We start from the raw sequence: 26,096 nt of genomic DNA, 5'->3' as shown, positions 1-26,096 counted from the left end.
GGTGTGTGTGTATTTTACACCAAGGTAGTTAAAAAATATAATTCCTTTCATGCTATAGATATTTTGTTAATTACTAGTTTTATATAAACTTATTACAATATGAAAATAAAGACATTATTACTTATGCTGGTTACAGCATTTACCATTCAAACAGTTGACGCGCAAAGCACAGCGAATACACCTGCGCCTGCCGAAGAAGTTCTAAGTGCAGCTGTTCAGAAAGCAGCGAAAGAGAAAAAACAAGTGTTAGCGATCTTCCATGCTTCCTGGTGCGGTTGGTGCCATAAAATGACGGCGAGTTTAAATGACCCTGCCATTAAGCCATTTTTCGACAAAAGCTATGTCATCGCAGATTTTGTTGTTTATGAATCAAAAGGAAAAGAAAACCTTGAAAATCCAGGTGCCGCTGACCTGTTAAAGAAATATTACAACGCCGAACAAGGTTTACCTACATGGTTGTTTTTTGATAGTAAGCAAAATCTGGTTGCTGATTCCCAAATCCGACCTGCCGGGGCCCCTTTTAATACAAAAGGTTCAAATGTAGGCTGTCCGGCAAAACCAGAAGAGGTACAGCACTTCATCAATGCTTTGAAAAAAACGTCAAAACTTAACGAAAAGCAACTTGCGGAAATCGCTGCGGTTTTCAGTAAGAATGAGATCAAACGTTAATTACAATTAGCGCATAGTATCGGAGAGGATGTATGTATCCTTCGTACTCTACAGACTGCGAAGGATACATAATATTACACAAATGTGTTTTAAAAACTGCCTATCTTTGGCACTTACATCTCCGATATCTTACCTTAATGCGACAACCTTCTGAAACGATTTATACCTTACAATTTGGACTTGTTTGTCTAAGCTCTTTTTTATTTTCTGCCAGTTTTAACATGCTGATTCCCGAGTTACCCGCTTATTTAACAGCAATGGGCGGAGCAGAATACAAAGGTTTGATCATCGCATTATTTACCCTTACTGCTGGTATTTCAAGACCTTTTAGCGGGAAGTTAACTGACACAATTGGTAGAGTCCCGGTTATGGCTGTAGGTTCTCTTGTTTGTTTTCTCTGTGGCTTCTTATATCCGGTACTTACTACAATTTCCGGCTTTTTGTTCTTACGGTTAATTCATGGTTTTTCTACGGGTTTTAAACCCACAGCTACTGCGGCCTACGTTGCCGATCTTGTTCCTGCTGGCAAATGGGGTGAAGCTATGGGAATTCATGGGATTTGTTTTAGCACGGGACTTGCAATCGGTCCGGCAATAGGAAGTACCATAACCGATCACTATAGTATAGATATCTTATTTTATTGTTCGTCACTTTTTGCTTTATTGTCTATTGTTATTTTGGCAAATATGAAGGAAACACTTCCGGGAAATGAAAGATTTAGATTCAGGCACCTAAAAATTAACAGGAAGGATATTATTGAATGGCGTGTAATTCCTGCGGTTATAATTATATTTATGAGTTATATCAGTTACGGCGCTATTCTTACGGTAATATCTGATTGGAGTGCCCATTTGGGGACCAGCAATAAAGGTTTGTTCTTTATGGTATTTACACTTACTTCGTTGCTTATTCGTTTTGTAGCGGGCAAAGCATCAGATCGTTACGGCAGAACACTTATTTTAAAAATATCGTTAGCACTTTTAGCTTGTTCATTATTATGGATTGGCTTAGCCACTTCTTCACTTAGTTTGATGCTTGCATCAGCACTGTATGGGATTGCAACAGGAATGCTATCCCCAACAGCTTCCGCCTGGACGGCCGATTTGAGTAATCCTGCTGAGAGAGGAAAAGCCATGGCTACTATGTATATAGCCCTTGAAGCTGGTATCGGTTTAGGCGCGTTGCTTGCAGGATGGTTATTTATTGATGACCTGCAAATGATACCAGTTACTTTTTACACGTGTACGGGAATTACAATACTGGCATTAATTTATCTGCAGTTTATATATAAGTCTAAAATGACGGTTGATGCAGGCTGAAACCTCTAGTTAGTGTAGAATATACAATAATAATTATCCACAATTTTTAATATAAAAACATGTATTAAGGTAGTTTAAAGTGTGATTTGTATGCTGTGTTAAAAAACAGAAGTAAAAAATATTTTTTCAAAATTCCTTTTGGGATGGATGATTTTGCTACATTTAAGTTTATAAACTACACACACAGTATGAAATTAAACTACTTTAAGTTCGGAACAACTGCTTTATTATGGTTGTTTGGAACTACTTTGGTATCAGCTCAACAGCTAACTGATCAGACTGATATTGCACTTAATGATCTTTCGGCCTTTAAGGATCCAGGTAAAACCTGGTCGACCGCTGAAAAAGTTATAGCAAACCCCAAAAGTGACAATGAATTAAAAGCTACAAAAGGCACCGGCATTCTTGTAAACATCTCTACCAATAAAATCAAAGGATCGGATTTGTTTACCAATACGTTGCATGGAAACATGATTCTTGAATTAGACTATCTAATGGCCAAGGGATCAAATTCAGGTATTTATCTACAAGGCAACTACGAATTCCAGCTTACAGATTCATGGGGCGTATTAAATCCATTTTCGTCCGACAACGGAGGTATTTATGAGCGTTGGGATGACGCAAAACCCGAAGGTCAGAAAGGCTTTGGAGGATATGCACCTCGTCAAAACGCAAGCAAAGCGCCAGGCTTATGGCAACACCTGAAAATAGCATTCCAGGCCCCACAGTTTGATGCTGACGGAAACAAAGTGTCTAATGCAAGAATCATCAGTGCTGAATTAAATGGTGTGCTTATTCATGATAATGTAGAACTTTTTGGTTCAACCAGAGGTGCTGCTGATAAAGAGAAGGCTCTAGGTCCATTACGTCTTCAAGGTGATCATGGGTCGGTGGCTTTTAAAAATATAAAAATTTCTAAGCTTCCTGCCGACCAGCTGAATGGTGGTAAAAGAGGCGGCGGCGGCGCTGATCCTATATATATAGATGCTCAGGCGAATACTATGATCAGAAGTTTTGTAGATTTTGCACCGAGGAAACGTGCTGTACATGCTATATCTGTGGGTAGTCCTCAGAAAGTTCATTATAGCTATGATTTAGATAACGGATTGTTATTACAAGGTTGGCATGGAGAGTTTATTGACGCAACCCCAATGTGGGATGGTAGGGGAAATGGAACTTCCAATGCACGCGGAGTAATAACCTCATTTACAAAAACACTCGTACCTGCAGTAGCACAGCTTTCTGATCCACAAGCCAACTGGCCGTCAGATACTACTGGAACGGGCTTTCGTACTAAAGGGTACGTGATGGACAGTGAAGACAGACCACAATTTAAGTACAATATTTATAATGCGCAGGTAACAGATGCTATTAATGTATTAGATAATGGTAAAGGCTTGAGCAGATCAATTACGATTGATAAGGCAGTCCCAAATCTTTATGTTTTATTGGCTAATGCCAGTGCAATAGAAGAAATTGCTAAAGGGCTTTATCTGTTAGACGGACAGTCTTTTTACCTGGAACTTAATGAAACTTCTGGTAAACCAATAATCAGAGATATTGATGGCCGAAAAGAACTAATTATTCTGCTTGGAAACAAGTTAAACTATTCTATCTCATTCTAAACCAGCCATAAATAAACATGAAACATACTTTTAAAATGCTGGCTATGCTGGCTTTGAGCTTTAACTATACGTTTACGCAGGCTCAGGAAACACCTAAAGAAGAAGATTTTTTTAAGATCATGAAAGTGAGGATGCCTGAGGGACCTGTATTAGAGGTGGGCGGATTGGTGACCTTGCCAAATGGTGATCTGGGAATATCGACCCGTAGGGGCGATGTGTTCATCGTAGAAAACCCGACCAGTAACAGACCATACTTTAGAAAATTTGCAACTGGCTTACATGAAATATTAGGAATAGCTTATAAAGACGGTGCTATTTATGTGGCGCAAAGAGGGGAATTAACCAAACTGATGGATAAAAATATGGACGGTAAAGCCGACGTATATGAAACCATTTATGCATGGCCGTTAAGTGGGCACTACCATGAATATAGTTTTGGCCCAAAAATAGCGAATGATGGTTCATTCTTTGTGACCGCTAATGTTGCCTTTGGTGATGAAGAATGGTGGCGAGCAGAAAGTAGAGTACCTATGCGTGGCTGGGTAATGAATATCACAGAAGATGGTAACATGAAACCCTGGGCGGTGGGAGTACGTTCTCCAGCAGGATTAAATGTAATAGACGGACAACTGTATTACACAGAAAATCAAGGTGACTGGGTTGGATCAGGTGGTGTATGGAAAGTAAATAAAGGTGATTTTATGGGACATCCTGCCGGTTTAGTCTGGACTAAAAGACCTGATTCACCAGTAAAGTTAAGCTCTGAATTTTTCTTCTCTAAAGTAGATGAAAGAAGAATAAAGAATGAAAATGGCAGATATATAAAGCCTGAAAACAGGGTAAATGAGAATTTCAAAACTTTGTTTGATATGAAGAAAGAATTCCCTGAGCTTCGCATGCCTTCTGTATGGTTGCCTTACGGTATTCTTGGTATTTCCAGTTCAGAGCCTTTAAAAATTCCAAAAGGAAATTTCGGACCATTCGAAGGCCAGCTTTTGGTAGGGGATCAGGGGATGAGTATCATTTCAAGAGTGTTCCTGGAAGAGGTAAATGGTGAGGAACAGGGGGCAGCATTTTTATTTAGAAGCGGTTTCCGTTCTGGTGTATTGAGGATGGCCTGGGGACAAGATGGATCCTTATTTGTTGGTGAAACTAACAGAGGTTGGGGATCTGCCGGTGATGCAAATGAAGGGCTTGAGCGCCTGGTTTACAACAATAAAACTCCTTTCGAAATGAAAGCGGTAAGAGCAATGCCTGATGGTTTTGAAATTGAGTTTACCAGTCCTGTGGATTTGAAGTCGGCTAATGATCTTGCATCTTATAATGTAGAGAGCTTTATTTATAAATACCACCCTGTGTATGGCTCTCCACCGGTAAATACAGAAACCTTGAAGGTAAAAGGTGTTAAGGTATCTGCTGATGGTTTAAAGGCACGTATTGTGGTTGACAACCTACGTAAGTATTACATCCATACCATTAAGGTAGATGGTGTTCGTGAGAAGCAAAATTTCTATTCAGTTGTTCATCCTGTTGCTTATTATACCCTGAATAATATTCCGGTAGGAGAGAAACTGGCGGCAAGTGAATGGAGTACAAGAAACTCTAACAATGATCCGGTAGCTAATGTAACGCCAGCACCAGCTAAAAAAACTGCAACTAGCACAAAAAATGCGGTTACTTCGGTTAAAAAAGTAACAGACGTGAAAGCAGTGACTAAGGCACCTACTTATGCGGAAGTAAAAGGTTTGTTGGCTAATTATACTTGTATGGCTTGTCACAATCCTACAAAACGACAGATCGGCCCTTCATTTACCGATGTCGCTAAGCGTAATTATAGCAATGAAAAGATATTGCAGTTGATTCATAATCCTAAGCCTGAGAACTGGCCTGGCTATTCGACAGAAATGCCACCGATGCCACAGGTAACTAAAGCAGACGGATTGAAAATCGCAGCATACATTAATTCATTAAAATAAGGTGTAAACCTATTGTTAATGCAAAAGGCCAGTTTAAAATTATTAAACTGGCCTTTTGCATAGATATGGATGTAACTTTAGTACTTAAACACTTTTCCGTCAACCATTACTTCCTGTCTGGCTTCATCAAACGTAGCTTTCTTTCCTGTTCTAACAGCAGCATTGGTCATAATATTTGCTATTGAATGGTAGTAACCTGCTTCTACTGGAGCATTGGTTTGCTTGCGACTTCTTATACACTCCATCCAATTGCGCATGTGAGCAGAAGTTAGCTTGTCGCCACCAGTATTTGCCGATGCAGCAACTTTTTCTACAAGATCTGTTAACTTTAACTCCGGTAGCAAATTCGGTTTCATATTCATCGCAGCAGCAGCCTTAGCATTTAAACCACCTACAGGAGAAACGGTATTGGTATTTAGGTTCAACTCGCCTCCGTTGCTATAGTAAATTTCAGCAGGGTTTTCGTCACCATTATGCATTCTTGAAGTAAAGACAACCTGGAAACCATTGTTAGGATCATTTGGCTTACCATAATCAAAAACAGCAGTTGTCGTATCCCAGTTTCTTCTACCATCTTTCCATTGGTAAATTCCACCGTTGGCAACAACACTTCTAGGGTGCTTTAGATCCGTAAACCAATGTACGGTATCAATCTGGTGCGACATCCATTGGCCTGGCATTCCTGAAGAATAAGGCCAAAATAACCGGTATTCTAAATACTTACGTGGATCCCATTCTTCGAAAGGACGGTTAATCAAAAAGCGTTTCCAGTCCGTATCTTCTTGTTTAAGTTTAGCAACCAAATCCGGTCTCCGCCAACGGCCGGGCTGGTTTACATTCCAGCTTAACTCAACCATTGTGATATCTCCGAACTTACCGTCTTTAATAAATTTAGAAGCAGCATGATAGTTACTGCCACTCCGCCGTTGAGAGCCGATTTGTACAATTTGTTTTGACGCTTTAACAGCTTTTAAAGCCATACGTGCATCTTCCATTGTTTCTGCAAATGGTTTTTCGCAGTATACGTCACATTTGTTGTTTACTGCTTCAGCAGCATGGGTAGCATGTTGGAAATCAGCAGTACTGACAATTACAGCATCAATGTCTTTTAAATTATAGAGTTCGTCATTGTTGCGACAAGCAGTAATATCATGACCAAATTTAGATTTTAGGTTTTCCACACCGAGTCCCCGGCGGTAACTCCATAAATCAGACACTGCTACGATATCAAAATTAAGCTCCTTATTATGGTTTAAAAAAGAGGGAAGAAGTGAATCCTTAAAACGATCGGAAAAACCAACAACGCCAACTCTTACCCGGTCATTTGCACCAATAATATTTCCATAACTTTTTGCACTTAAGCCCATTGTTCCGAGATAAGTACCTGCGGCTGCAATAGCAGATTGTTTGATAAATTTTCTTCGTGAATCCAACATGATTGCCAAAATTTTAAAGTTCTTTTAATTTAATACTCCTAAAGGATACATTGTCGCCATGGTCCTGAATAAGGATATGCCCTTTAGGAGCCATCCCAAAACCTTTCCAGTCCTTATATTTACTTCCTGCAACCAGGGCATTAAACTCTGCTGATCCCCTTACATACTCAAGTATTTTATACCCATTCAGATAATATTCTATTTTATTGTCTGGATAAACTATAATTACGCCCTTATTCCATTCGCCGATTTTTCTTTGCGCATTGGGGATTTTTTTACTGGTAATTAAATCATAAAGAGAGCCTAATGTTCGGTTACCATTTTTACCTAATTTTGCATCCGGATGTTTAACATCATCTAGAATTTGATACTCCGGACCGATGGCTGACCCTTTATTGCCCTCTTTTAGGGTCACAAAGTATTTAATTCCACTATTTGCACCTTCAGTTAGTTTAAAATCAAACTTTAAGACAAACGCCCCATATTGTTTCTCTGTAACAATGTCACCACCATTAGTGCTTTCACCTCCGTTAGATTTAACTACACTTAGCACTCCATCCTGTATCTCCCAACCTTTCTCTGGAAAACTCTTTTTGTAAGCGCCTACCCAGCCCTTCGTCGTTTTTCCATCCCACAAAAGTCCATAACCATTAGCTTTTTCAGCGGAGGATAGGTCATTAGGAATCATATTTACTACATAAATATCATTTGTTTTAGAAGGTTTTAATCCTTCAGTCTGAATTCTTATGTTTCTCCATTTGATTTGTTTGCCAGGTTGATCATTTTTGCCAATAGAGTGTACCTGCAAAGCAATAAACCCAGACGGAGTCATGTCATCAATTAAACTTGCTGTAGGAACTCCGTTAACCCACGTTCTAATAGAATTACCTATACATTCTATACGGTATTTGTTCCACTCACCTTTTTTAAAAGCCGTTTTTCCTTTAGGATTAATGTCCATAGGGTATAACCATCCCCTGCGGGCTTCATCATACAATCCACCACTATAAGCCCGATCTGAAGGATCAACCTCCATTTGGTATCCGTGGACTCTTTCATTCATGTAGTCGGCTTTGCTTTCACTTCTAAACTGCACCCCTGAATTCATGGAGTTATCCACCAACAATTCCAGCTCAAAAATAAAATCTCCATATTTCTTTTCTGTAGATAGAAAAGAATTAGGTGTATTGGAAACAGTTGTTCCAATAATTTCTCCATTTACAACTTCGTATTTAGCTTTACCATTTAATTGTTTCCAACCCGTTAAATCCTTTCCGTTAAAGAGGTTTTGCCATTTCCCCTTCTGCGCATGTACGGCAGTTAGAGAGGTTCCAAGCATCAATCCAGTTAAAATTAATAATCGTGTAGTCTTCATTTGTTTGTATTAGTTCTTAATTAATTGTGTGTTTATAATTCAAATTACTTATTAAAATCTAAAGCTTCTTTGCCAAGCATTTCGGTGGTTTGGTTTTTACCAGATGTAATAATTACCCTATACCGGAATGTAACAGATTGTCCGGGTTTAAGTGTTAAATTCATATGCTCCTTTCCATTGCTGAAAATGGCCTGTCCAAGTGGATTGGCAGCAAATAAACCGTAATCTCTGGCGTGCCAGTAAGTAGGGTACCCCGGGTTTTTACGATGATCAATAACAGCGATAGATACAGGCACTTTTTCTTTAACCCCAGACAAAAGGCACCAAGCCGCACGGGTTCCCCAAACATCATTCCCTTTTTTTCCTGCACTTGTCAGATAATCACCATTTGCTCCGTTGTTTGTAGGCGATATTTTGGTGACAATACCATTATTGTCTGTATAGGATTCTTCTTTATCAGAAGGAAGCTCTAATTCTTTCGTAACACGGATACCCAACATTCCGTCTTTTACGTCTTTAAAATAAACTGTGTCTTTTTGAGCTGTAAGTGTCGTTGTTCTATCTATAGTTCTCGTGTAATCCGTACCACTAAATACAAAAGTCGTTTTCTCTTTTAGCAATACAGCCTGATCTTGTCTTTCCCAATTTGAAGTATAACTCAAACTTCCTTTATTATTACCTGCCTTTGCTTCGGTAACTTTGACATTTCTGATCCAACCATATTTTGACTTCTTCTCTGTTGGTATATTGTAAGAATTGTTCCAGAAATCCAGCCCGTTCACACTTTCATAATTGAACCACAAACCAACGTGGTGAGGATGATCAGTACGTTCATTGCCACGTTTATTTAGTGGAAAACCTCTTGTTACAGTAAGACCACTAGCGGTTTGCAAAGGATATAAAATTGGTTTTTCCAGGTTGTCAGGATACAAGAAACTGGTGAATGGTTTACCATCAATTAAAACATCTACCTTTTGCTGCTTAGTATCTTCATTAAACCTAACCTTTTTTGTTTGTGCATCGAGCTGCATGCTAAAAAAACAACAGCCAATTATCAGGTATCTCTTCATTATATTTGGTTAAAACGTTTTTTTGTTGAGATCTAGTTTTAGCTAAATATACCTTTCTTAAAATACAATTGATCCAATATTTGCTGGAGAAAGCCAAAAAAATACGAAAACGTTTGAGTAGAATTTTAAAATTATCGTCAATAAATCTTACATTGTTTCTCTATAAGATACCGGTAATGAATCGTAAATATTTTCTTTCTTCCATACTCATTGCTGGGACTGCTGGCTTCAGTTTTAAATCGAGCAAGAAGTCATTTGATCCTGTTAAGGAAATCAGAATACCGCCGTATTTAAAGCCTGGAGATATGATTGGTGTAACCAGTCCTGCAGGATACATTACAACCGAACAAATACGGCCAGCAGTAAAATTAATGGAAAGCTGGGGTTTTAAAATATACATTGGCAGCACCATTAACAAAAGAGATTTTAGTAGAGGTGGTACTGATAAAGAACGGGCAGCTGATCTGCAGCAAATGCTTGACAACCCGGACATTAAAGCCATTATGTGTGCAAGAGGAGGTTATGGCACAATCCGAATTCTTGATCAGCTTAATTTTAATAATTTTAAACAGCAACCTAAGTGGATTGTCGGGTTTAGTGATATTACGGTACTCCATTGTCATTTAAACCGACAGTTGAATATCGCATCGATTCATGCTAAAATGTGTAATAGTTTTCCATCAGATTGGGCCCTTGCTGATCCCATGCAAATTGAAACCATACTATCAATAAGACAAGTTTTAAGCGGAAGCCCGGTAAAATATACGGCACCGCACCTTAGCTATAATAGAGCTGGCAGGGTAGAAGCCCAGCTTATAGGTGGTAATCTTAGCATTATCGAGACAGTGGCTGGCACGGAATCGGATATTGACACAGATGGGAAGATACTTTTTTTAGAAGAAACCGGCGAATACCTTTATCGTGTTGACCGCATGTTTTGGAACCTGAAAAGGACAGGAAAGCTATCAAAATTGAAAGGACTTATCATTGGTGGATTTAAATTAAAACCAGACGATCCTGGTGATGAATTTGGTAGCTCTGTATATGAGGTCATTATGGAAAAAGTAAAAGAATATGACTATCCTATATGTTTTGATTTCCCTGTAGGCCATCAAAAGAATAACTTTGCCCTAAAATGTGGCACAAAGCACATCCTTAACGTCGACGCAAATGGAAGTTCACTCGTATCAATCTAACCCTGCAGCCATAAGGCTATCGGAACTGACCAATCAGATCCGCCAGGCAATAGATGGGGTATTTGGTAATCGATCATTTTGGGTAATAGCAGATGTAACCAGTCATACTTATAAAGAGCAAAGTAACTACCACTATTTTGAACTGGTTGAGAAAGATAAAGCCTCTGCAAAAATTCTAACTAAAATCGCGGGAAGAGCATGGGGCAATGCCTCTGTCAATATTTCAAATTTTGAACAGGCGACAGGCCAAAAGTTTAAAAATGATATCAATGTCCTCGTTCAGGTGTCTGTTCAATATAATCCAGCATTTGGCTTACAGTTAAATCTGTTGGATATTGACACCAACTTTACACTGGGATTATTTGAGCAACAACGTAAAGAAACGCTGGAGAGGTTGCTCAGAGAAAACCCTGATTTTATAACTAAATCAGGTGAGCGATACATTACACGCAACAACAACCTACCACTTAATAAAGTGCTGCAGCATATCGCAGTTATTTCATCTGCAACTTCTGCAGGGTACCAGGACTTCAGACATACACTGGAAAACAATACCTTTGGTTACCACTTTCAAATAGATGACTATTTTACACTCGTACAGGGCGAGACGAATGCTAAGCAGTTTCTCGGTAAAATTGTGGAAGTATTTCAATCGGGCAAACCTTACGATGTTTTGATTATCATTAGAGGTGGTGGCGCACAAACAGATTTTTTAATCTTCGATAATTACGATCTCTGTAGGGCTATCGCCAAGTTTCCTATTCCTGTAATGACAGGAATAGGACACCAGAAGAATGAGACAATCGCAGATTTAATGGCCCATACTTCAACAAAAACACCAACTAAAGCAGCCGAAATGCTCATTGCGCACAATCGTGCCTTTGAAGAAAGCTTGCTTAGCTTGCAGAAAATAGTATTGATAAAAACTTATCAGCTTATTAATTACCATAAAGACAGGCTTACGCATATCAATCAGATTACGATCAGTAAGACAAGGGAGCTTTTGCATGAACATCATCGGAGCATCATGAATTTATCGAGAATGGTGTCAACCAATCCCAAAATCATGATATCCAACAGGCAGAAAGATCTCAGTAACGTGCTCAGTAATATGCAATCTTACAGCAGGATCTACTTCGCAAATAAAAGGGGATATATCGGCCACTTTCAATCAGTGGTAAGAATGATGAGCCCTCAGAATATTTTGAATAAAGGATTTGCCATTATTAAAGTAAACGGACGCATTGCGGGAAATGCAGATCAGATTGAAGCAGGAACTGAACTCACGGTCAGACTTGCCGCAGCCGAAATTAAAACAACAGTAACCTCCAAATCAAAACTAAATGGAAACGATGAATTTAACATATGAAAGTGCTTATAAAGAGCTTACCGAAATCGCATTCGAAATAGAAACAGAGTCTGTATCTGTAGATGTATTAGCGGAGAAGGTTAAACGGGCATCAGATCTTATAGAGTTCTGTCAAACTAAACTACGCGCCACCGAAACTGAGGTAAACAAGATCATTAAGCAAATGGAAAATCCATCTGCTTAATTACAACCAGTTGTTTAATTTATACCATTTAATAGTTTGCATCACACCTTTTTCAAGGTCATATTCGGGTACATAATTAAGATCCTTTGAAGCATGCTCAATAGTGCATGCCCAGTTTATAGCAGTAAGTTCTGCCATTTTCTCCTTATTTAAGGCTGGCGTATTTTTACTGTTTGCGTAAATAAAATCCATCAAAGTCGCTAGCAAAGCTACTAAGGATACAGGCAGATGAAACTTAAAAGTTTTCTTATTCAATGCCTTTTTACTATAAGTAGCCAAAGCATAACGATCGTATATTTTACCATCTGAGATGTTGTATGCTTTATGAATAGCGGGAATGGTTAAGGCACTTAAAATCACTTTAACCAGGTCTTTTACATAGACAAAACTCAACTGCTGCTTAAAACTTCCAATATGTGGTTCAAGTCCCTTATTGATGCTGTTAAACAAAATAAACAAATCCTTTTCTCTCGGACCGTAAACAGCAGTCGGACGTATAGTTATTAATGGTAATGCAGTCAGCTCAGCAAGATACTGCTCAGCAAGAACCTTACTGGCACCGTAATTTGTAACGGGACGGGGAGGAGTATTGTCTTGAATTTCGGAAGATAGATCTGTTAATGGACCGATGGCAGCCAAACTACTTACAAAAACAAATTTCTCTAAATTAATATTTGCCTCTATTGCTGCAACCGCAAGGTTTCGGGTATAAATAGCATTAACCTGGTCGTAATCGGCCTTAGTTTTGGCTTTTGTAGTACCCGCAGCATGTATGATATAATTATATTGCTGAGCTTCCAATTCCTGTTTTAACCCGTCAACACTACTGTAGTTCAGATTTACATATTTAATATGGAAGGTAGCTAAATGTGAATGGTCGCTACTGGGTCTCACCGCAGCATGTACTTCCAAACCAGCATTTAAAGCTTCCTCAATTAAATGATAGCCAACGAAACCACTGGCTCCGGTAATTAATACCTTCTTCTTATTCATACCTTATATTTCCCGCTCGTATATCCTGTATTTTTTATAAGGATCGCCTTTTATCGCAATAATCGCATTGTTTACCAGGTCATTATGCTCCAGGGTCCATGATGCCTCTGCATACTCCATCCCTTTTGCACGGTAAGCTTTAATAATTTTACCATAAATACAGGCTTCAATTCCCATTTTTCGATAGCCATCAACCACACCCAGCAATAATATCCTGATGCCTTTAACTTTTTTCTTACCAAATAATAATTTGAAAATACCAGTAGGTAATAATCTGCCTTTTTTTATTTTAATCTGAATCTGGTTCATGTCCGGAATTGCAGCTCCAAAACCAATCAATTTACCATCTTTTTCTGCTACCAAACAAAAATCAGGGTCAAGAACGAGTTTAAGATCTTTAGCCTGGTAATCAAATTCTTCGTCATTCAATGGAACAAAACCCATGTTTTTATCCCAGGCCTTATTGTAAACTTCACGAAGTTTATTCGCTTCTTCCTTAAAGTTTTTCAGGTTAACCTTTCGGATCGTGATGTCGCTTCTTTTTAAACGATCTTCCAGTCTGTCCATCAATTGCACAGAACGATCATCGTAATTATCACCATTGAAGCGCCAGGCAATCAGGTCAACCTGTTTCCTAAGACCCCAGCCTTCCAGTAAAGCAGGGTAGTAGCTTGCATTGTAAGGCATCATAACTACGGGAGGCATGTTGAAGCCTTCAATCAATAAACCGCATGATTCATTGGTTGAAAAGCTTACCGGCCCCATAATCTTTCCTGTTACTCCTTTATCTTTAAGCCACTGATCGGCAGTGTCGAACAATAGATTCGCAGCCTCCTGGCTATTTATACAATCAAAGAATCCAAAGAATCCATCATTCACATTATTCATGGCATTATGACTATTATTTAATATAGCCGCAATTCGCCCAATGATCTGATCCCCGTCATAAAGCAAAAAACACTGCAACGAAGAGTGTTTGTGAAACGGATGTGTAGTTAAAAGATCTTTCTGTGCAATAAAAAGCTCAGGAACGTAGTTGGGATCAGCATGATACAGATCGTGAGGAAAGTCAATAAATGTTGCTAACTGTTTTTTAGAGCTAACGGCAACAATATTTTTCATTTAGTCTTAGGTTTGGTCAGTATGGGTAGTAAAAGATAAAGGCTTAATGGTAACATTAAGCCTTTATAAAGTTGTTATATGATTTCCTGGAATGACTTTACCTGTACCTCTTTGGCGGCAGCAGATAATTTCTCAACAGCTTCTTCAATTTGTTCAAAAGTATGCGTTGCCATTAATGAGAATCTGATCAGCGAAGAATCTGATGGAACAGCAGGCGAGACAACCGGATTTACAAAAATTCCATTATTGCTCAGAATATTGGTTACCATAAAGGTCTTATCATTATCTCTGATATAAACCGGGATAATAGGACTATCAGTATGGCCGATATCAAATCCCGCTTCAATCAGTAATTTTTTTGCATAATTGGTATTGGCCCAAAGTTTATCAATACGCTCTGGTTCAGACTCAATAATATCTAACGCAGCAATAACGCTTGCAACAGCTGCAGGAGGCATACTGGCACTAAACATTAGAGAGCGTGCACGGTGCTTTACAAATTCAATAGTTTCTTCGGTACCAGCGATAAATCCACCTAAAGAAGCAAGCGACTTACTAAAAGTACCCATGATCAGGTCTACTTCATCCGTTAAACCAAAATGCGAAGCTGTACCTGCGCCATTCAGACCGATTACCCCCAAACTATGTGCATCATCCATCATGATATTAGCACCGAATTCATTAGCAATTTTCACAATTTCAGGTAGATTAACCAGATCACCTTCCATACTGAAAATACCATCGGCAACAATTAGTTTAGCTGAATCCTCGGGCAACCTGCTTAATTTCTTACGCAAGTCGTCCATATCATTATGAGCATATTTTATCGATCTTGAGAAGGATAAACGACTACCATCTATAATAGATGCATGATCATATTCATCAAGAATCAGGTAGTCATTCCTGTCCAGCAAACAGGAAATCACGCCAAGGTTAACCTGAAAACCAGTACTGAATAACACTGCAGCTTCTTTACCCACATAAGCAGCAAGCCTTCTTTCCAGTTCAATATGAATATCCAGTGTACCGTTTAAAAATCTTGAACCAGCACATCCCGTTCCATACTTATCAATTGCCTGCTTAGATGCTTCTTTAATCTTTGGATGATTAGTTAAGCCCAGATAGGAGTTAGAGCCAAACATCAGCACCTTTTTCCCATCTATCACTACTTCTGTATCCTGGCCTGATTCAATTGCACGGAAATAAGGGTACAATCCTTTTTCCTTAATTGCCGTAGCGTCTTTAAAAGCTGCTATCCTATCGTATAATTTTTTGCGCATGCTGGTACTTGTATGTTTAGATCACAGAACTTTTTAGTTGATATCTTGTTTTACATGAAGATTTGTTTGTCCTGTCTTTAACAAAACTTCATTGTTTTTATTACTGACTAAATTGACAATTTTGTCAATTCGTAAAAGTCCCCAAAGCTAAGATCATAAACACAGAAAACAAAACTTGAAGTCAACCAAGTTTGAATATATTACTTTTTATAACAAAATTTACAATTTTCTTATAAATATATTCAAGCATAGCCAATAATAATCGCTTAAAAATAAGAACTCTTTACTAATTTCAGCCAAAATGCTTTCCACATTTTTTTTCCTTTTCGGTTAATCATTCAGGTTCAGTCGAATAAACCGTATATTGTATCTTTCTTTATTAGTTTACTTGTTAAAAATCACAGCAAATGGATCAGAAAATAATTAATCTGTATGATGAATATACACATAGTAGTATCAGCAGAAAGGATTTTATGAAAAAACTGGCTATACTAACAGGAAGTACGGCCCTGGCTTTATCAGTTTTACCCTTACTCGAGAATAACTATGCAGCGGCTGTAACGGTTAACAGCGATGATCTGCATACAGAAAACGTTACTTATAAGGGGGTAGATGGGGATATTAAAGCTTTCCTTGCAAAACCAAAAGATAAGAAGAACCTTGGGTGTGTGCTGGTGATACATGAAAACCGGGGTTTAAACCCACACATTATCGAAGTCACAAAGCGGGTAGCAGATGAAGGTTTTATAGCGCTGGGCGTAGACGCTTTGTCGCCTTTTGGAGGAACACCGGCAGATCAGGACAAAGGTCGGGAGTTGATTGGCAAGCTGGATCCCGAAAAAAACCTGAAAAACTATTTGCTGGGACTGGAGTATTTATGCAAAAGGAAAGATGGAAATGGAAAAACCGGCTGTATCGGTTTCTGCTGGGGCGGAGCAATGTCCGGTAAACTAGCTGTTGCTGATCCAAAATTACAAGTGGCAATTGCTTACTATGGTTCGCAGCCCAAATCAGAAGATGTTCCTAAAATTAAAGCCAGCGTGATGTTGCACTACGGAGGATTGGATGAGCGTATTAATGCCGGGATACCAGCCTATGAAGCAGCGCTTAAACAGAATCATATTGATTATCAGTTGTTTGTTTACGAAGGTGTCAATCACGCATTCAATAATGACACCTCACCAACCCGGTACAATGAAGCTGCTGCAAAGTTAGCCTGGCAAAGATCTATGGAGCTGTTTAAAAATAAACTAACCTAACCCCCTAGTGTTTATACAATTGTCAGATAATTATACTTATAACTGACACTAAGCTTGGATTTTAAGCAAAAAAATGCTTACTTTTGTACAAATTTTTAAACATTAATGAAGATATTTATTACAGGCCTTCCTTTAGAAGTAGGGGAAGATGAATTAACAGCCGTATTTGGTGATTTCGGTCAAGTAAAATCACTTAGGATAATCAAAGATCGTGAGACTGGTCAAAGTCGTGGTTTTGGTTTCGTGGAAATGCCTGTTGAAGAAGAGGCAAAAGAAGCAATCAAACGTATGAACGGTGGAGATTACAACGGTAACCGTATCAAGGTTGCTGAAGCTCAGGAAAAACCTAATACTGGCGGTGCTGGTGGTGGTGCTGGTGGCTTCAGACGTAACAACCGTACGGAAAAAAGCTACTAAGCTTTTCTTTTTACAGAATCTATTTCATAGCTTCAATCTATATAGGGCAGCAGTTGTGACTTATATCATAACTGCTGTTTTAATTATAGATCTTGTACGATGATGAAAAAACACAAATGGTTTAGCATTATATTTGCGCTGATTTTTATTCTCCAGCTGATGTTTGGCCATAATGGCTACGGAAATATCGCTTATTTTATAAAACCATCTATCGTGCTTTCCCTGCTCATTATGCTATTTTTGAGCACAAAATTAAAAGGACGCTTTCATAAACGGGTTTTTACAGGGCTTGTCTTTGCCCTTGCCGGCGATATACTACTCATGTACACCGGTCAAAACGAATCGTATTTCACTTACGGTTTATGCGCTTTTTTACTTTGCCATATTTTTTACACCAGTGCTTTTTATCTTGATTTTAAATCAGCCCCCGAGCTGGATAAAAAAGGAGCAAGGATAGCCATTCTACTTTGTGCTATACTGGCAATTGGATTCTATTTCTTCCTCAGGCCACATTTAGGTGTCATGAAGCTACCAGTAATGATCTACGTACTGGCAATCAGTATGATGATGATGATGGCAAGTTTCCGTAATCAACGCGTTAACACCAGCAGTTTTAACCTTATTCTTTTTGGAGCGATGCTTTTCCTGCTGTCAGATTCAATTCTTGCATATAATAAATTTGTACAGCCAGTTGCTTATGCCGACATCTGGATCATGGCTACTTACATGATTGCACAATACCTAATTACTATCGGTGCAGTGGAGCGTAAACTAATTCATAACGGTTAGTTCTTATCTTTATCCAGAATGGTAAAGGTCTGCACCAGTCTTTCCCCTTTGTCATCCACAAGTGTCAATGTATGTTTGCCCGGGGCCGGACTAACAGCTAGCTGATGATACTGTTTAGTTGTAGTCAGGTATTCCCCATCGATATGCCAATAAATCTTAGCGTCGTGACTACGATGTGTTGCATTTAAAACCACTTTACCTAGATTTCCGTCAAACTCTACCGGCACATATATACTCGCGTTATTCTTGGGGTAGATCATCTCCATCACATAATTACCACCTTCATCTCCGCAACCGGGCATAAAAGGAGGGAGCACTTTATAATCACTATTTTTAATTTTATAATAATATTCCATAGCAGGAGGCAATACAAACCAAGGCTGATGTAGCATCTCAGCAGGGGTTTCACAAATGTCAGTAACCCTGTAAGTACCAGACCTGTCCAAATGAATGAGTTTGTGATAGGGGCAAAGACTTGTTTTTTCAGCCGATGGTGAAACGAGTTCCTGTACGATATCTTTACAGTATTCACCAGCTTTATATCCACTTTGCCTGCATACTTGTATTTTCTTCAGTTTGGTTTTGGGCGTTTGAAACCACTTTCCATTAGGCAATTGTTTAAAAATATCAAACAGCACCGGGGCTGCAACATCAACGCCAGTCAAGCCAGGTCTACCTTCGCCATCTGCATTTCCTACCCATACACATACCACGTAATCAGGATTCAAGCCAATAGCCCAGCCATCTCTAAAACCAAAACTGGTACCTGTTTTCCAGGCAATTCTTTGGGAAGAAGAGAACTGCTCCCATAAACCTTCTTCGCCAGGACGCATCAGTTCTTCCATTGCATTAAAAGTATTCCATATAGAACCATGATCCAATACAGAGTTTACCTGGGTTTCGTATTGATCATACCTAGTATCGCGATGACCTTCAATGTAACGCGGCGCATCGTAATCATGTGGATTATACTTTCCTTTATAATCATTAAAATGATTTAAAGTACGTGCCATACTCATATACGTTTTAGCGAGATCCCACATCGTGACCTCACTGCCGCCTAGAATCAGCGACAAGCCGTAATGATCTGCAGGTTGATTCAATGTGCTAAAACCAAGTCTTTTTAGCTGGTCATAAAAGCGCTGATACTTATAGTTTTGCAGCATCTTAACTGAAGGGATATTTAAAGATCTGCTTAATGCTTTATCCGCTGGAATTGCACCATCATACCCCAGGTCATAATTTTGTGGTGAGTACCCACCGATCTGCGTAGGTACATCAGGAATCAGCGTTCGGGGAAGAATAAAACCGTCATTAAGCATACTTGCATACAACAGGGGTTTTAGTGTACTGCCAGGACTACGTAAAGCCCTGATCATATCGACATGACTTTCCAGTGCTGCATTTTCCGGTTGGTAAATATTCCCTACATAACTGGCCACAGTACCTTTTTTAACATCAAGTACCAACGCCGAAATGTTGTTGATATCATTAGCCCGATAGCGGTTGTTGTAGCGTTTAAGTAAAGCATTTACTTTTAATTGTAAATCATAATTTAGCGTCGAGGTGACCCTGGTTGTATGAGCTCCATGCTCAGTTCTAAATCGGTTTAACAGGTGAGGGGCATTCTGAGGTAAAGCCTGAGGTTTACCAGGGATAGGTTCGAGTTTAGATAAATTAGCTGTAGACTGATCAATCACCTTTAAATCTGAAATCCTGTCCAGCAGGTCGTTTCGCTTTTTGATGAGCTTTACTGTATTTTTCCCTGGATGTACCAGTGATGGGCTATTGGGAAGTACAGCCAGCGTCGCCATTTCACCCCATGAAAGTGTCTCCGGACTACGGCCGAAGTAACGCCAGGAAGCGGCCTCAAGACCAACAACGTTACTGCCAAAGGGAGCATTGGCTGCGTAAAGCTTAAGGATATCTGTTTTTGAATGGGTTACTTCTAGCCTTATCGCCAGTATTACTTCAATTATTTTTTGCCAAACTGTACGACTTTCTTTACGGGATAACCTAATTACCTGCATACTTAATGTACTACCTCCGCTTACTACAGTTTTAGCTTTCCAATTTTGTCGCATCGCTCTGCCCATAGCCAAAAAGTCAACCCCTGGATGTTGGTAGAAACGTTTATCCTCAAAAGCAACAATGCATTGTGCAAATTTTTCAGGAACAGTATCTGCGACTGGAAAGCGCCATTGACCATCCCGCGCAATAGCCGCGCTCAGTAATTCTCCATTTGAAGCCTCCACCACATAAGAGGTAGGGCTGGTAAATAGCCTGGAAGGCAAAGCGAACCAAAACCATAAAAGCAATAGCAAACATATTGCATCACTGATTAATAGTTTTGGTTCGTAGTTTATTCTTTTCAGCATTACTTAATCACCTGCACCCATTTACCTGCTTCAGTTGCACTGATGCTGTTGTTATACATCGCTTCACACTGTACTGCAGACAAATAGTATCTTCCAATGTATGATGCGTTAAGCAATACCTTATAAGTAACGGTTTCGTTCTCTCGCAAATTGAAATAAGTAAACACACGGTCATCTCTGATATCTCTGTAGGTGTAAGGAGAAGATGCAATAATACTTTCATTGTCATTTACCCTCGTATTGATGATTTCCCATCCTGAAGGGAAGATCTGTGTTAAGGCCATTTGTTCGTAATAACCCATTTTACCTGGGTTTTTAAGTACAACCTCTGCATAAAAATCCGTACCCTGTTTCAAAGTAGCAACGTCCAGTGGCTTTCCGTTTAACAGTTTATAGCTAATCGTCATATCCAGCATCTCCGGATTGTTAGGTGAAAATTCATTTTGTCCCGCAGATGGTTGCCCCTGCAAAATCATACGAACATAAAGAACACGATCACCAGTGTTGGAAATAGCTATACCATTACCTCCCTTAAAGCCTAAGGCTATTGTATTGAGGTATTGGTTCGCATTAAACTGTCCTTTACTACCGTCGATTGTATAAGTATACTTCATATTACTTGCAGCCTTATTGGCGCCACAGAATTTAGCAATGGCCAGTAAACTATATGATGTTGTTTGTGTACTATACCAGCTGTCCTGACCTAGTTTTGCAGCCAGGGACTGCACCAGTTTGCCTGCTTCTGATCTTCGCCCCATCAAGGTCATCGTTTCCAGAATCATCGCTTCATCCCTGATATCCGATCCATAAGTACCACCTAGTTGATTATAAGGCGCTACTTCTAATGCTAGACCTTTAATTAGATTATTAGCAGCATCTTTCTGTCCGGCAAGTTGATATGCAGCTGCTAAACGCCATTTCGCGCTTACGGACAAATATTGGAAGGCCTTTAATCTGTTCATTGCTGCCATGTCCGCTCTTTTTGCCAATGCTAAAACATACAAACGATAAGACTGAGAAAGGTCGCCTCCATAAAAATTGGTGCTGTTTGGCGACCAGTTGGCAGCTTTGACCTTTAAATAACGTAACAATTCATCCAGCATACCAACAGGGGTGGTGTACCCTGCATTCTGTGCTTCTACAAGGAAGTGTCCCGCATAGTTACTTCCCCATTCGTCGGCACTGGCCGCGCCAGGCCAATAACCTAAACCACCTTCCGTGGTTTGAAAACCACGTAATTTGTTTATACCAGCCTTGAGGTTACGTTCAGTTTCTGCTTTTTGTTTCTCTGTTAAAGGACTTAGTTTACTCAAAAACAACTGAGGGAAAATACCAGAGGTAATTTGTTCAACGCAACCATGCGGATACTGCACCAAATAACTCAGTCGTTTTTTAAGATTGATTGGTGGGATGGAAGATACTTCCAGACTGCCCGAGTTGGTGCCAGCCATTCCAATGGGAATATATCTGGTTCCCCAGTTGGATCCGGGTTCTATAATGGCAGAAATAACATTGGTTACAAAGGGGTTAGGGTTCCTGATATCCAGCTCAACATCATAAGTTGTTTTCTCAGAACCGCTTTGTGCGATTAGTTTTATTTTAGCAATACCCGTCATCTCAGGCGCCTTAACCTCAAAGTAAGCCATTTGCTCCCCAGGCTGTTTAAATGTCAGCTGAACACTTCTGCTGCCCTGTACATCCAGGTTTTGAAGCTGAAGTTGTACGTTGACATTTTTTAAATGATTCTCAGTGGCAAATACTGTCGCCGGGAGCGTAAAGCTCTCGCCGGGCCCAATTACTCTAGGCACAGTAGCCAGCAGCATCAACGGTTTTTTAACCTGAACTGTTTTCTCAGCCATTCCGTAAGCACCATCCTGACCGGCTACTACCATTGCCCGTACAGCCCCAATATATTGTGGGAGTTTAAATTTATGAGTCTGCGAATCACCTTTCCCTAATGCAAATGGGCCTAAGTATTTCACTACCGGTACAAATCTATTGGCTTTAGCTGGATTCAGGTTCTTATTGATACTCCCATCGCCACCTATGCTTAGTATGCGCTCCAGGTTTCCTCCCCAGGCACCAAGTACGTAATCAAACAAGTCCCAGGTTTTAACGCCCAAACCTTCCCGCGCATAAAATACACCGTGTGGATTAGGAGTTTTAAACCTGGTAAGGTCAAGTAAACCTTCATCTACTATTGCAATGGTATATGTCATCGCTTTACCATTCTGCTCTGACACCGTGATACTGCTTTCTGTTTCAGGCCTTAGCTTATCAGCCATTTTAATTACCGGCTTCAATATAGTTTGCGGATCTTCAACCAACAACGGAATCGCTCCATACATCCTTATTGGTAAATCATTTACAGTTTGCGCGTGCGGCTGTAATAAAGTTACATTGGCGAAAACATTGGGTGCCATTTCTTTATCAGCTTTAAACTTAAACTGTGTTTGTCCCTTTTTGGTGTCTGTCCAAAAGGTTTTTAGCACCTTACTGCCATTTTCTATCGAGATTAGCGCTCTGCCGCCATCGCCTGATGGGATAGTCAGAACAACTTCTTCTCCAACCTGAAACTTAGTTTTATTTGCTGTGAACGAAAGCATAGAGGCTTCCGTAGGGTTACTACCTTGTTCACGCTGCGCCCATCCTGGCCAGTCAACATATACAGACTTTCCGGTCACATGTCCACCATTTAAATCGCGCACAAGGATCAGGTAACGTCCCCATTCCGGCTCATCTATTCTAAATTTCCATACGCCCTTACCGCCTGATAAGGTAATACTCTCTTTTTTTATGAGTTTATTGTAGGAGTTTTGAGTGAAATTGGCGAATGAATTTTCGTTATCCTGTTCCCACCACCAGCGCCATTGCACTTTGTAAAGCTCAACATCTACAGTTTTACCATCCCGTACCAGCTGACCATTGCGATCTACATTTACCACATCAACTTTATGATCCTGCCCGGTAAGTAGCATTCCGCTCATTTTATCTCCTTCAGGCGTTTTTATGCCGTAGTAATTGCTATAAACATGATAAGGAATACTAAAATTATCAATACTGAAATTACCGCCAGCTTCAAACACTTTTGTTGTGAAATTAGCTTTTAACATACCCGGAGCACTGTTGTTCTCGTTTAGATTGGTATTTATTGTAGCCGTACCGTTTTCACTTAGTGTACCTTCAAATATAGTTTTTACCTGCGACTGGAAGGATACCGTTGGGTTATCAAAGGTATACCCACCAAACCCTTTAAATGTGGTCTGCATGGTATTCAGGTTTACATCTACTTTAGCCTTAAGGTGTTTGCCTGGGGCGCCAAATAACCAGGCTGCCGATAGGGTAGCAGTAGAAGGGCCGCCGGAGCCGAGGTAAGTACGACTACCAATATCAAAATTGATCTTCAACCTGTTCGGCATAATGGTTTCTATTTTGATTGTCTTGGTAAATGTAGCACCACCAGCTTTAACTTTAGCCATCCAGTTACCTGTTGGTGCAGTACTTTCTGTTGCTGTCCTAAAGGCATAAAACCCATTTAAAGGCTTACCATTAATAGACCTCTTAATGAGTTGTCCTTGTGGGTTATATAATTCAAAGGTAACGGGATAACCACCGGGTAGTTTCTTTAGTTTATCTTCTAATACAAAAGATAGAAATACGGAGTCACCTGGACGCCATACACCACGTTCACCATAAATAAACCCTTTTAATCCATTCTGTACCACATCCCCACCAACGTCAAAACGACTTAAAGGAAGGGAGTTGCCGTCATCCAGTTTTAAATAACCTCTTTCATCGCCATTTTTAGCAACCAGGAGAAAAGGTTTCCTTTTTAAATCGAAAGATGCCATCCCATCACCGTCAGTTTTTACGGTATGAATTACCTGACGCTGGTAATCCAGTAATTCAATTGTAACACCACTTAAAGTCTTTGCTGTCAGTAGATCAGTTGCAATAATCAGCATACTGTTGTCATTTCCTCTTTTAGCAATCAAACCTATGTTTGAAGCCATTAAGTTCCGACTTGCCCAGCGTTCATTCGTATAATAGGAAGGGGTACATGGGTTATCCCGGTCTTCCCACCTGTAGTTATTTGGATAATAGCTGTTGTATCGTTCCCAGAATTCATCATCCTCGTCAATTTTTTCTCCGTAACCATTGTATTCGTTGTCATCTCCGGTTTCCGAACCTTCAGCCTCTACACATTTATAAACATTATATTCTTGTCTGAAACCTATAGTAATGCGATACATTGCACCCGGTTCCGTACGAATAATTTTATCCAGATCTAATGTGAAACGGTGTTTTTTATGGAGATCTAATGCCTTGTCTTCATCTAGTCTAATGGTTTTTTGTATTACAGGTTTACCTACACGACGCAGTTCACCTCCATCTTTGTAATTATTGGTTTGAAAAAACTGAGGGATATTATTCTCGTAGATTTTAATAATTGTTACATCTACAGCCTTAAGGTTAACAGCCTCAAAAGGCAGCACGAGCTTTCCGGAATTCGGGATAATGGTTCCGCTTCCTGCGATCACCACAGAAGGTAGTTTGTTCTCAAATACTACATTAGCTGTCTTTCCTGCCTGTAATTTTTTGCCATTAATATTTTCAATCCCCTCATTTACAGATAAACTATAGTTACCTTCTAATGTATTTGGAGAATAAATCTTAATCTGACTGGCATCAATAGTAAAACGCAGGTCGCTCAGCCCAGCTAGTGAAATGAGACCATTTAGATCTTGTCCAACGTTTATTGGCTCAGAACACTGTACCAATGCGAAGTCTTCCGAGTCCTGTACCGCACGTATAGCTAAAACCTTAAATACACCCGCTGCTGGAACTGTAACCGTTTCTTCTCCTTTACTTTTGTCGCCGTCAGCATCAATTGGATCACCAGACCAAACGAGTTTTAATGGTACCTCCTTGTCAGTTTTCTTAATACTATCTACGGTGAAAGTTGAGGAATTTTTTGCTGGTTCATGCTGCCATTTCACTTTAAGTGTTTGTGGGAATTCTACTTTCAAAACCTTTTCAATCAGCTTAGTATCTTCCTGGTCGGACGTAGTAACTTCACCACTTAGCTTCATATAATCCAGCGAAGTATTATTTTGAGAAACAAGGCCATTTTGAGTCAGGTGAATACCTGGTTTGATCACTCTAAAATCAAATTCAAATGTTTCGAGCCCTTCTTCAGTTTCGGTTACTTTATTTAAATTAAAAGTTGCTTCATAAGTTTCTCCGGGTTTTAAAGGCTCCTCTGGTCTGAACTCCACAGTTTGCGCATCGATCCAATAAGCTTTACCTTTTATAGATGGTGAGAAGCTAAACAGATCCCTGCTATCAGCCACACCAACATCACTCATGGTTTTAACCTGGTTAGCCAGGTGCACACGAATATTGGTTCTTTTAGAAACTGTACCTGAGGTATAGGCTTCTATATATTTGGAATATTGCTGATTATAGTCTTTCGGTCTGTCTTTTTTAAAAAAGAAATAAGTACCAATACCGATCAGAGGAACAAAAATCGCTGCAATGAGCATACTTTTGTTCCGTTGGAAAAAAGTAGGAGAGTTGTTTTTCATACAATTCAATTAGGATATGAGATGTGTACGAAAATTAACAAAAATGGTTGG

Annotated in this window: 18 protein-coding genes; 10 read left to right on the top strand and 8 right to left on the bottom strand. The window is 39.6% G+C overall.

Going from position 1 to position 26,096, the window contains the following annotated elements:
- Positions 1–99: 99 nt before the first annotated feature.
- From R2Q84_RS00905 to R2Q84_RS00890, 4 genes are all read left to right on the top strand, one after another.
- Positions 100–669, top strand: a complete 570-nt coding sequence (locus R2Q84_RS00905; RefSeq protein WP_316814633.1) for a thioredoxin family protein — start codon at positions 100–102, stop codon at positions 667–669.
- A 137-nt stretch (positions 670–806) separates the two neighbouring features.
- The gene (locus R2Q84_RS00900; RefSeq protein WP_316814632.1) at positions 807–1,988 is read left to right on the top strand and encodes an MFS transporter; all 1,182 of its coding nucleotides are present in this window, start codon (positions 807–809) and stop codon (positions 1,986–1,988) included.
- Between the two features lie 188 nt (positions 1,989–2,176).
- Entirely contained in the window at positions 2,177–3,613 is a 1,437-nt protein-coding gene (locus R2Q84_RS00895) for a DUF1080 domain-containing protein (protein ID WP_316814631.1), read from the top strand.
- Positions 3,614–3,630: 17 nt separating this feature from the next.
- Positions 3,631–5,589 (top strand): c-type cytochrome, encoded by a 1,959-nt coding sequence (locus R2Q84_RS00890; protein WP_316814630.1) that lies wholly within the window; start codon positions 3,631–3,633, stop codon positions 5,587–5,589.
- 77 nt (positions 5,590–5,666) lie between these two features.
- Here R2Q84_RS00890 and R2Q84_RS00885 read toward each other — a convergent pair whose 3' ends face one another.
- The 3 genes from R2Q84_RS00885 to R2Q84_RS00875 are packed head-to-tail and all read right to left on the bottom strand — an operon-like array spanning position 5,667 to position 9,470.
- The gene (locus tag R2Q84_RS00885) at positions 5,667–7,025 is read right to left on the bottom strand and encodes a Gfo/Idh/MocA family oxidoreductase (RefSeq protein ID WP_316814629.1); all 1,359 of its coding nucleotides are present in this window, start codon (positions 7,023–7,025) and stop codon (positions 5,667–5,669) included.
- A 13-nt stretch (positions 7,026–7,038) separates the two neighbouring features.
- Positions 7,039–8,400: a DUF1080 domain-containing protein gene (locus R2Q84_RS00880; RefSeq protein ID WP_316814628.1), complete on the bottom strand. Its 1,362-nt coding sequence runs from the start codon at positions 8,398–8,400 to the stop codon at positions 7,039–7,041.
- Between the two features lie 44 nt (positions 8,401–8,444).
- The gene (locus R2Q84_RS00875) at positions 8,445–9,470 is read right to left on the bottom strand and encodes a PmoA family protein (RefSeq protein WP_316814627.1); all 1,026 of its coding nucleotides are present in this window, start codon (positions 9,468–9,470) and stop codon (positions 8,445–8,447) included.
- Between the two features lie 176 nt (positions 9,471–9,646).
- Between R2Q84_RS00875 and R2Q84_RS00870 the strand changes: the two genes are divergently transcribed.
- The 3 genes from R2Q84_RS00870 to xseB are packed head-to-tail and all read left to right on the top strand — an operon-like array spanning position 9,647 to position 12,219.
- A complete protein-coding gene (locus R2Q84_RS00870) occupies positions 9,647–10,666 on the top strand; it encodes an LD-carboxypeptidase (RefSeq protein ID WP_316814626.1) in 1,020 nt (339 codons plus the stop codon).
- Complete coding sequence (xseA, locus tag R2Q84_RS00865; RefSeq protein WP_316814625.1) at positions 10,641–12,035, top strand: exodeoxyribonuclease VII large subunit; 1,395 nt, start codon at positions 10,641–10,643, stop codon at positions 12,033–12,035. The genes R2Q84_RS00870 and xseA overlap by 26 nt, the downstream gene beginning before the upstream one ends.
- Positions 12,019–12,219: an exodeoxyribonuclease VII small subunit gene (gene xseB, locus R2Q84_RS00860; RefSeq protein ID WP_316814624.1), complete on the top strand. Its 201-nt coding sequence runs from the start codon at positions 12,019–12,021 to the stop codon at positions 12,217–12,219. Before xseA ends, xseB begins: the two co-directional genes overlap by 17 nt.
- On the opposite strand, the gene R2Q84_RS00855 is transcribed toward xseB, so the two are convergent.
- From R2Q84_RS00855 to spt, 3 genes are all read right to left on the bottom strand, one after another.
- Positions 12,220–13,212: an NAD(P)-dependent oxidoreductase gene (locus R2Q84_RS00855; RefSeq protein WP_316814623.1), complete on the bottom strand. Its 993-nt coding sequence runs from the start codon at positions 13,210–13,212 to the stop codon at positions 12,220–12,222.
- 3 nt (positions 13,213–13,215) lie between these two features.
- Complete coding sequence (locus R2Q84_RS00850) at positions 13,216–14,334, bottom strand: hypothetical protein (protein ID WP_316814622.1); 1,119 nt, start codon at positions 14,332–14,334, stop codon at positions 13,216–13,218.
- Positions 14,335–14,408: 74 nt separating this feature from the next.
- The gene (gene spt, locus R2Q84_RS00845) at positions 14,409–15,614 is read right to left on the bottom strand and encodes a serine palmitoyltransferase (RefSeq protein ID WP_316814621.1); all 1,206 of its coding nucleotides are present in this window, start codon (positions 15,612–15,614) and stop codon (positions 14,409–14,411) included.
- A 407-nt stretch (positions 15,615–16,021) separates the two neighbouring features.
- Between spt and R2Q84_RS00840 the strand changes: the two genes are divergently transcribed.
- The 3 genes from R2Q84_RS00840 (at position 16,022) to R2Q84_RS00830 (ending at position 18,079) form a co-directional block, all read left to right on the top strand.
- Positions 16,022–16,873, top strand: a complete 852-nt coding sequence (locus R2Q84_RS00840; protein ID WP_316814620.1) for a dienelactone hydrolase family protein — start codon at positions 16,022–16,024, stop codon at positions 16,871–16,873.
- Positions 16,874–16,978: 105 nt separating this feature from the next.
- Complete coding sequence (locus tag R2Q84_RS00835) at positions 16,979–17,290, top strand: RNA-binding protein (protein WP_316814619.1); 312 nt, start codon at positions 16,979–16,981, stop codon at positions 17,288–17,290.
- 99 nt (positions 17,291–17,389) lie between these two features.
- The gene (locus tag R2Q84_RS00830) at positions 17,390–18,079 is read left to right on the top strand and encodes a lysoplasmalogenase (protein ID WP_316814618.1); all 690 of its coding nucleotides are present in this window, start codon (positions 17,390–17,392) and stop codon (positions 18,077–18,079) included.
- Here R2Q84_RS00830 and pbpC read toward each other — a convergent pair.
- Positions 18,076–20,457, bottom strand: a complete 2,382-nt coding sequence (gene pbpC, locus R2Q84_RS00825) for a penicillin-binding protein 1C (protein WP_316814617.1) — start codon at positions 20,455–20,457, stop codon at positions 18,076–18,078. The two genes, R2Q84_RS00830 and pbpC, sit on opposite strands and share 4 nt — an antisense overlap.
- Complete coding sequence (locus tag R2Q84_RS00820) at positions 20,457–26,045, bottom strand: MG2 domain-containing protein (RefSeq protein ID WP_316814616.1); 5,589 nt, start codon at positions 26,043–26,045, stop codon at positions 20,457–20,459. Before R2Q84_RS00820 ends, pbpC begins: the two co-directional genes overlap by 1 nt.
- Positions 26,046–26,096: the final 51 nt, after the last annotated feature.

The sequence above is a fragment of the Pedobacter nyackensis genome (assembly GCF_032678475.1).
GTDB classification, from domain to species: domain Bacteria; phylum Bacteroidota; class Bacteroidia; order Sphingobacteriales; family Sphingobacteriaceae; genus Pedobacter; species Pedobacter nyackensis_A.
This window is presented reverse-complemented; position numbering and strand designations above follow the sequence as displayed.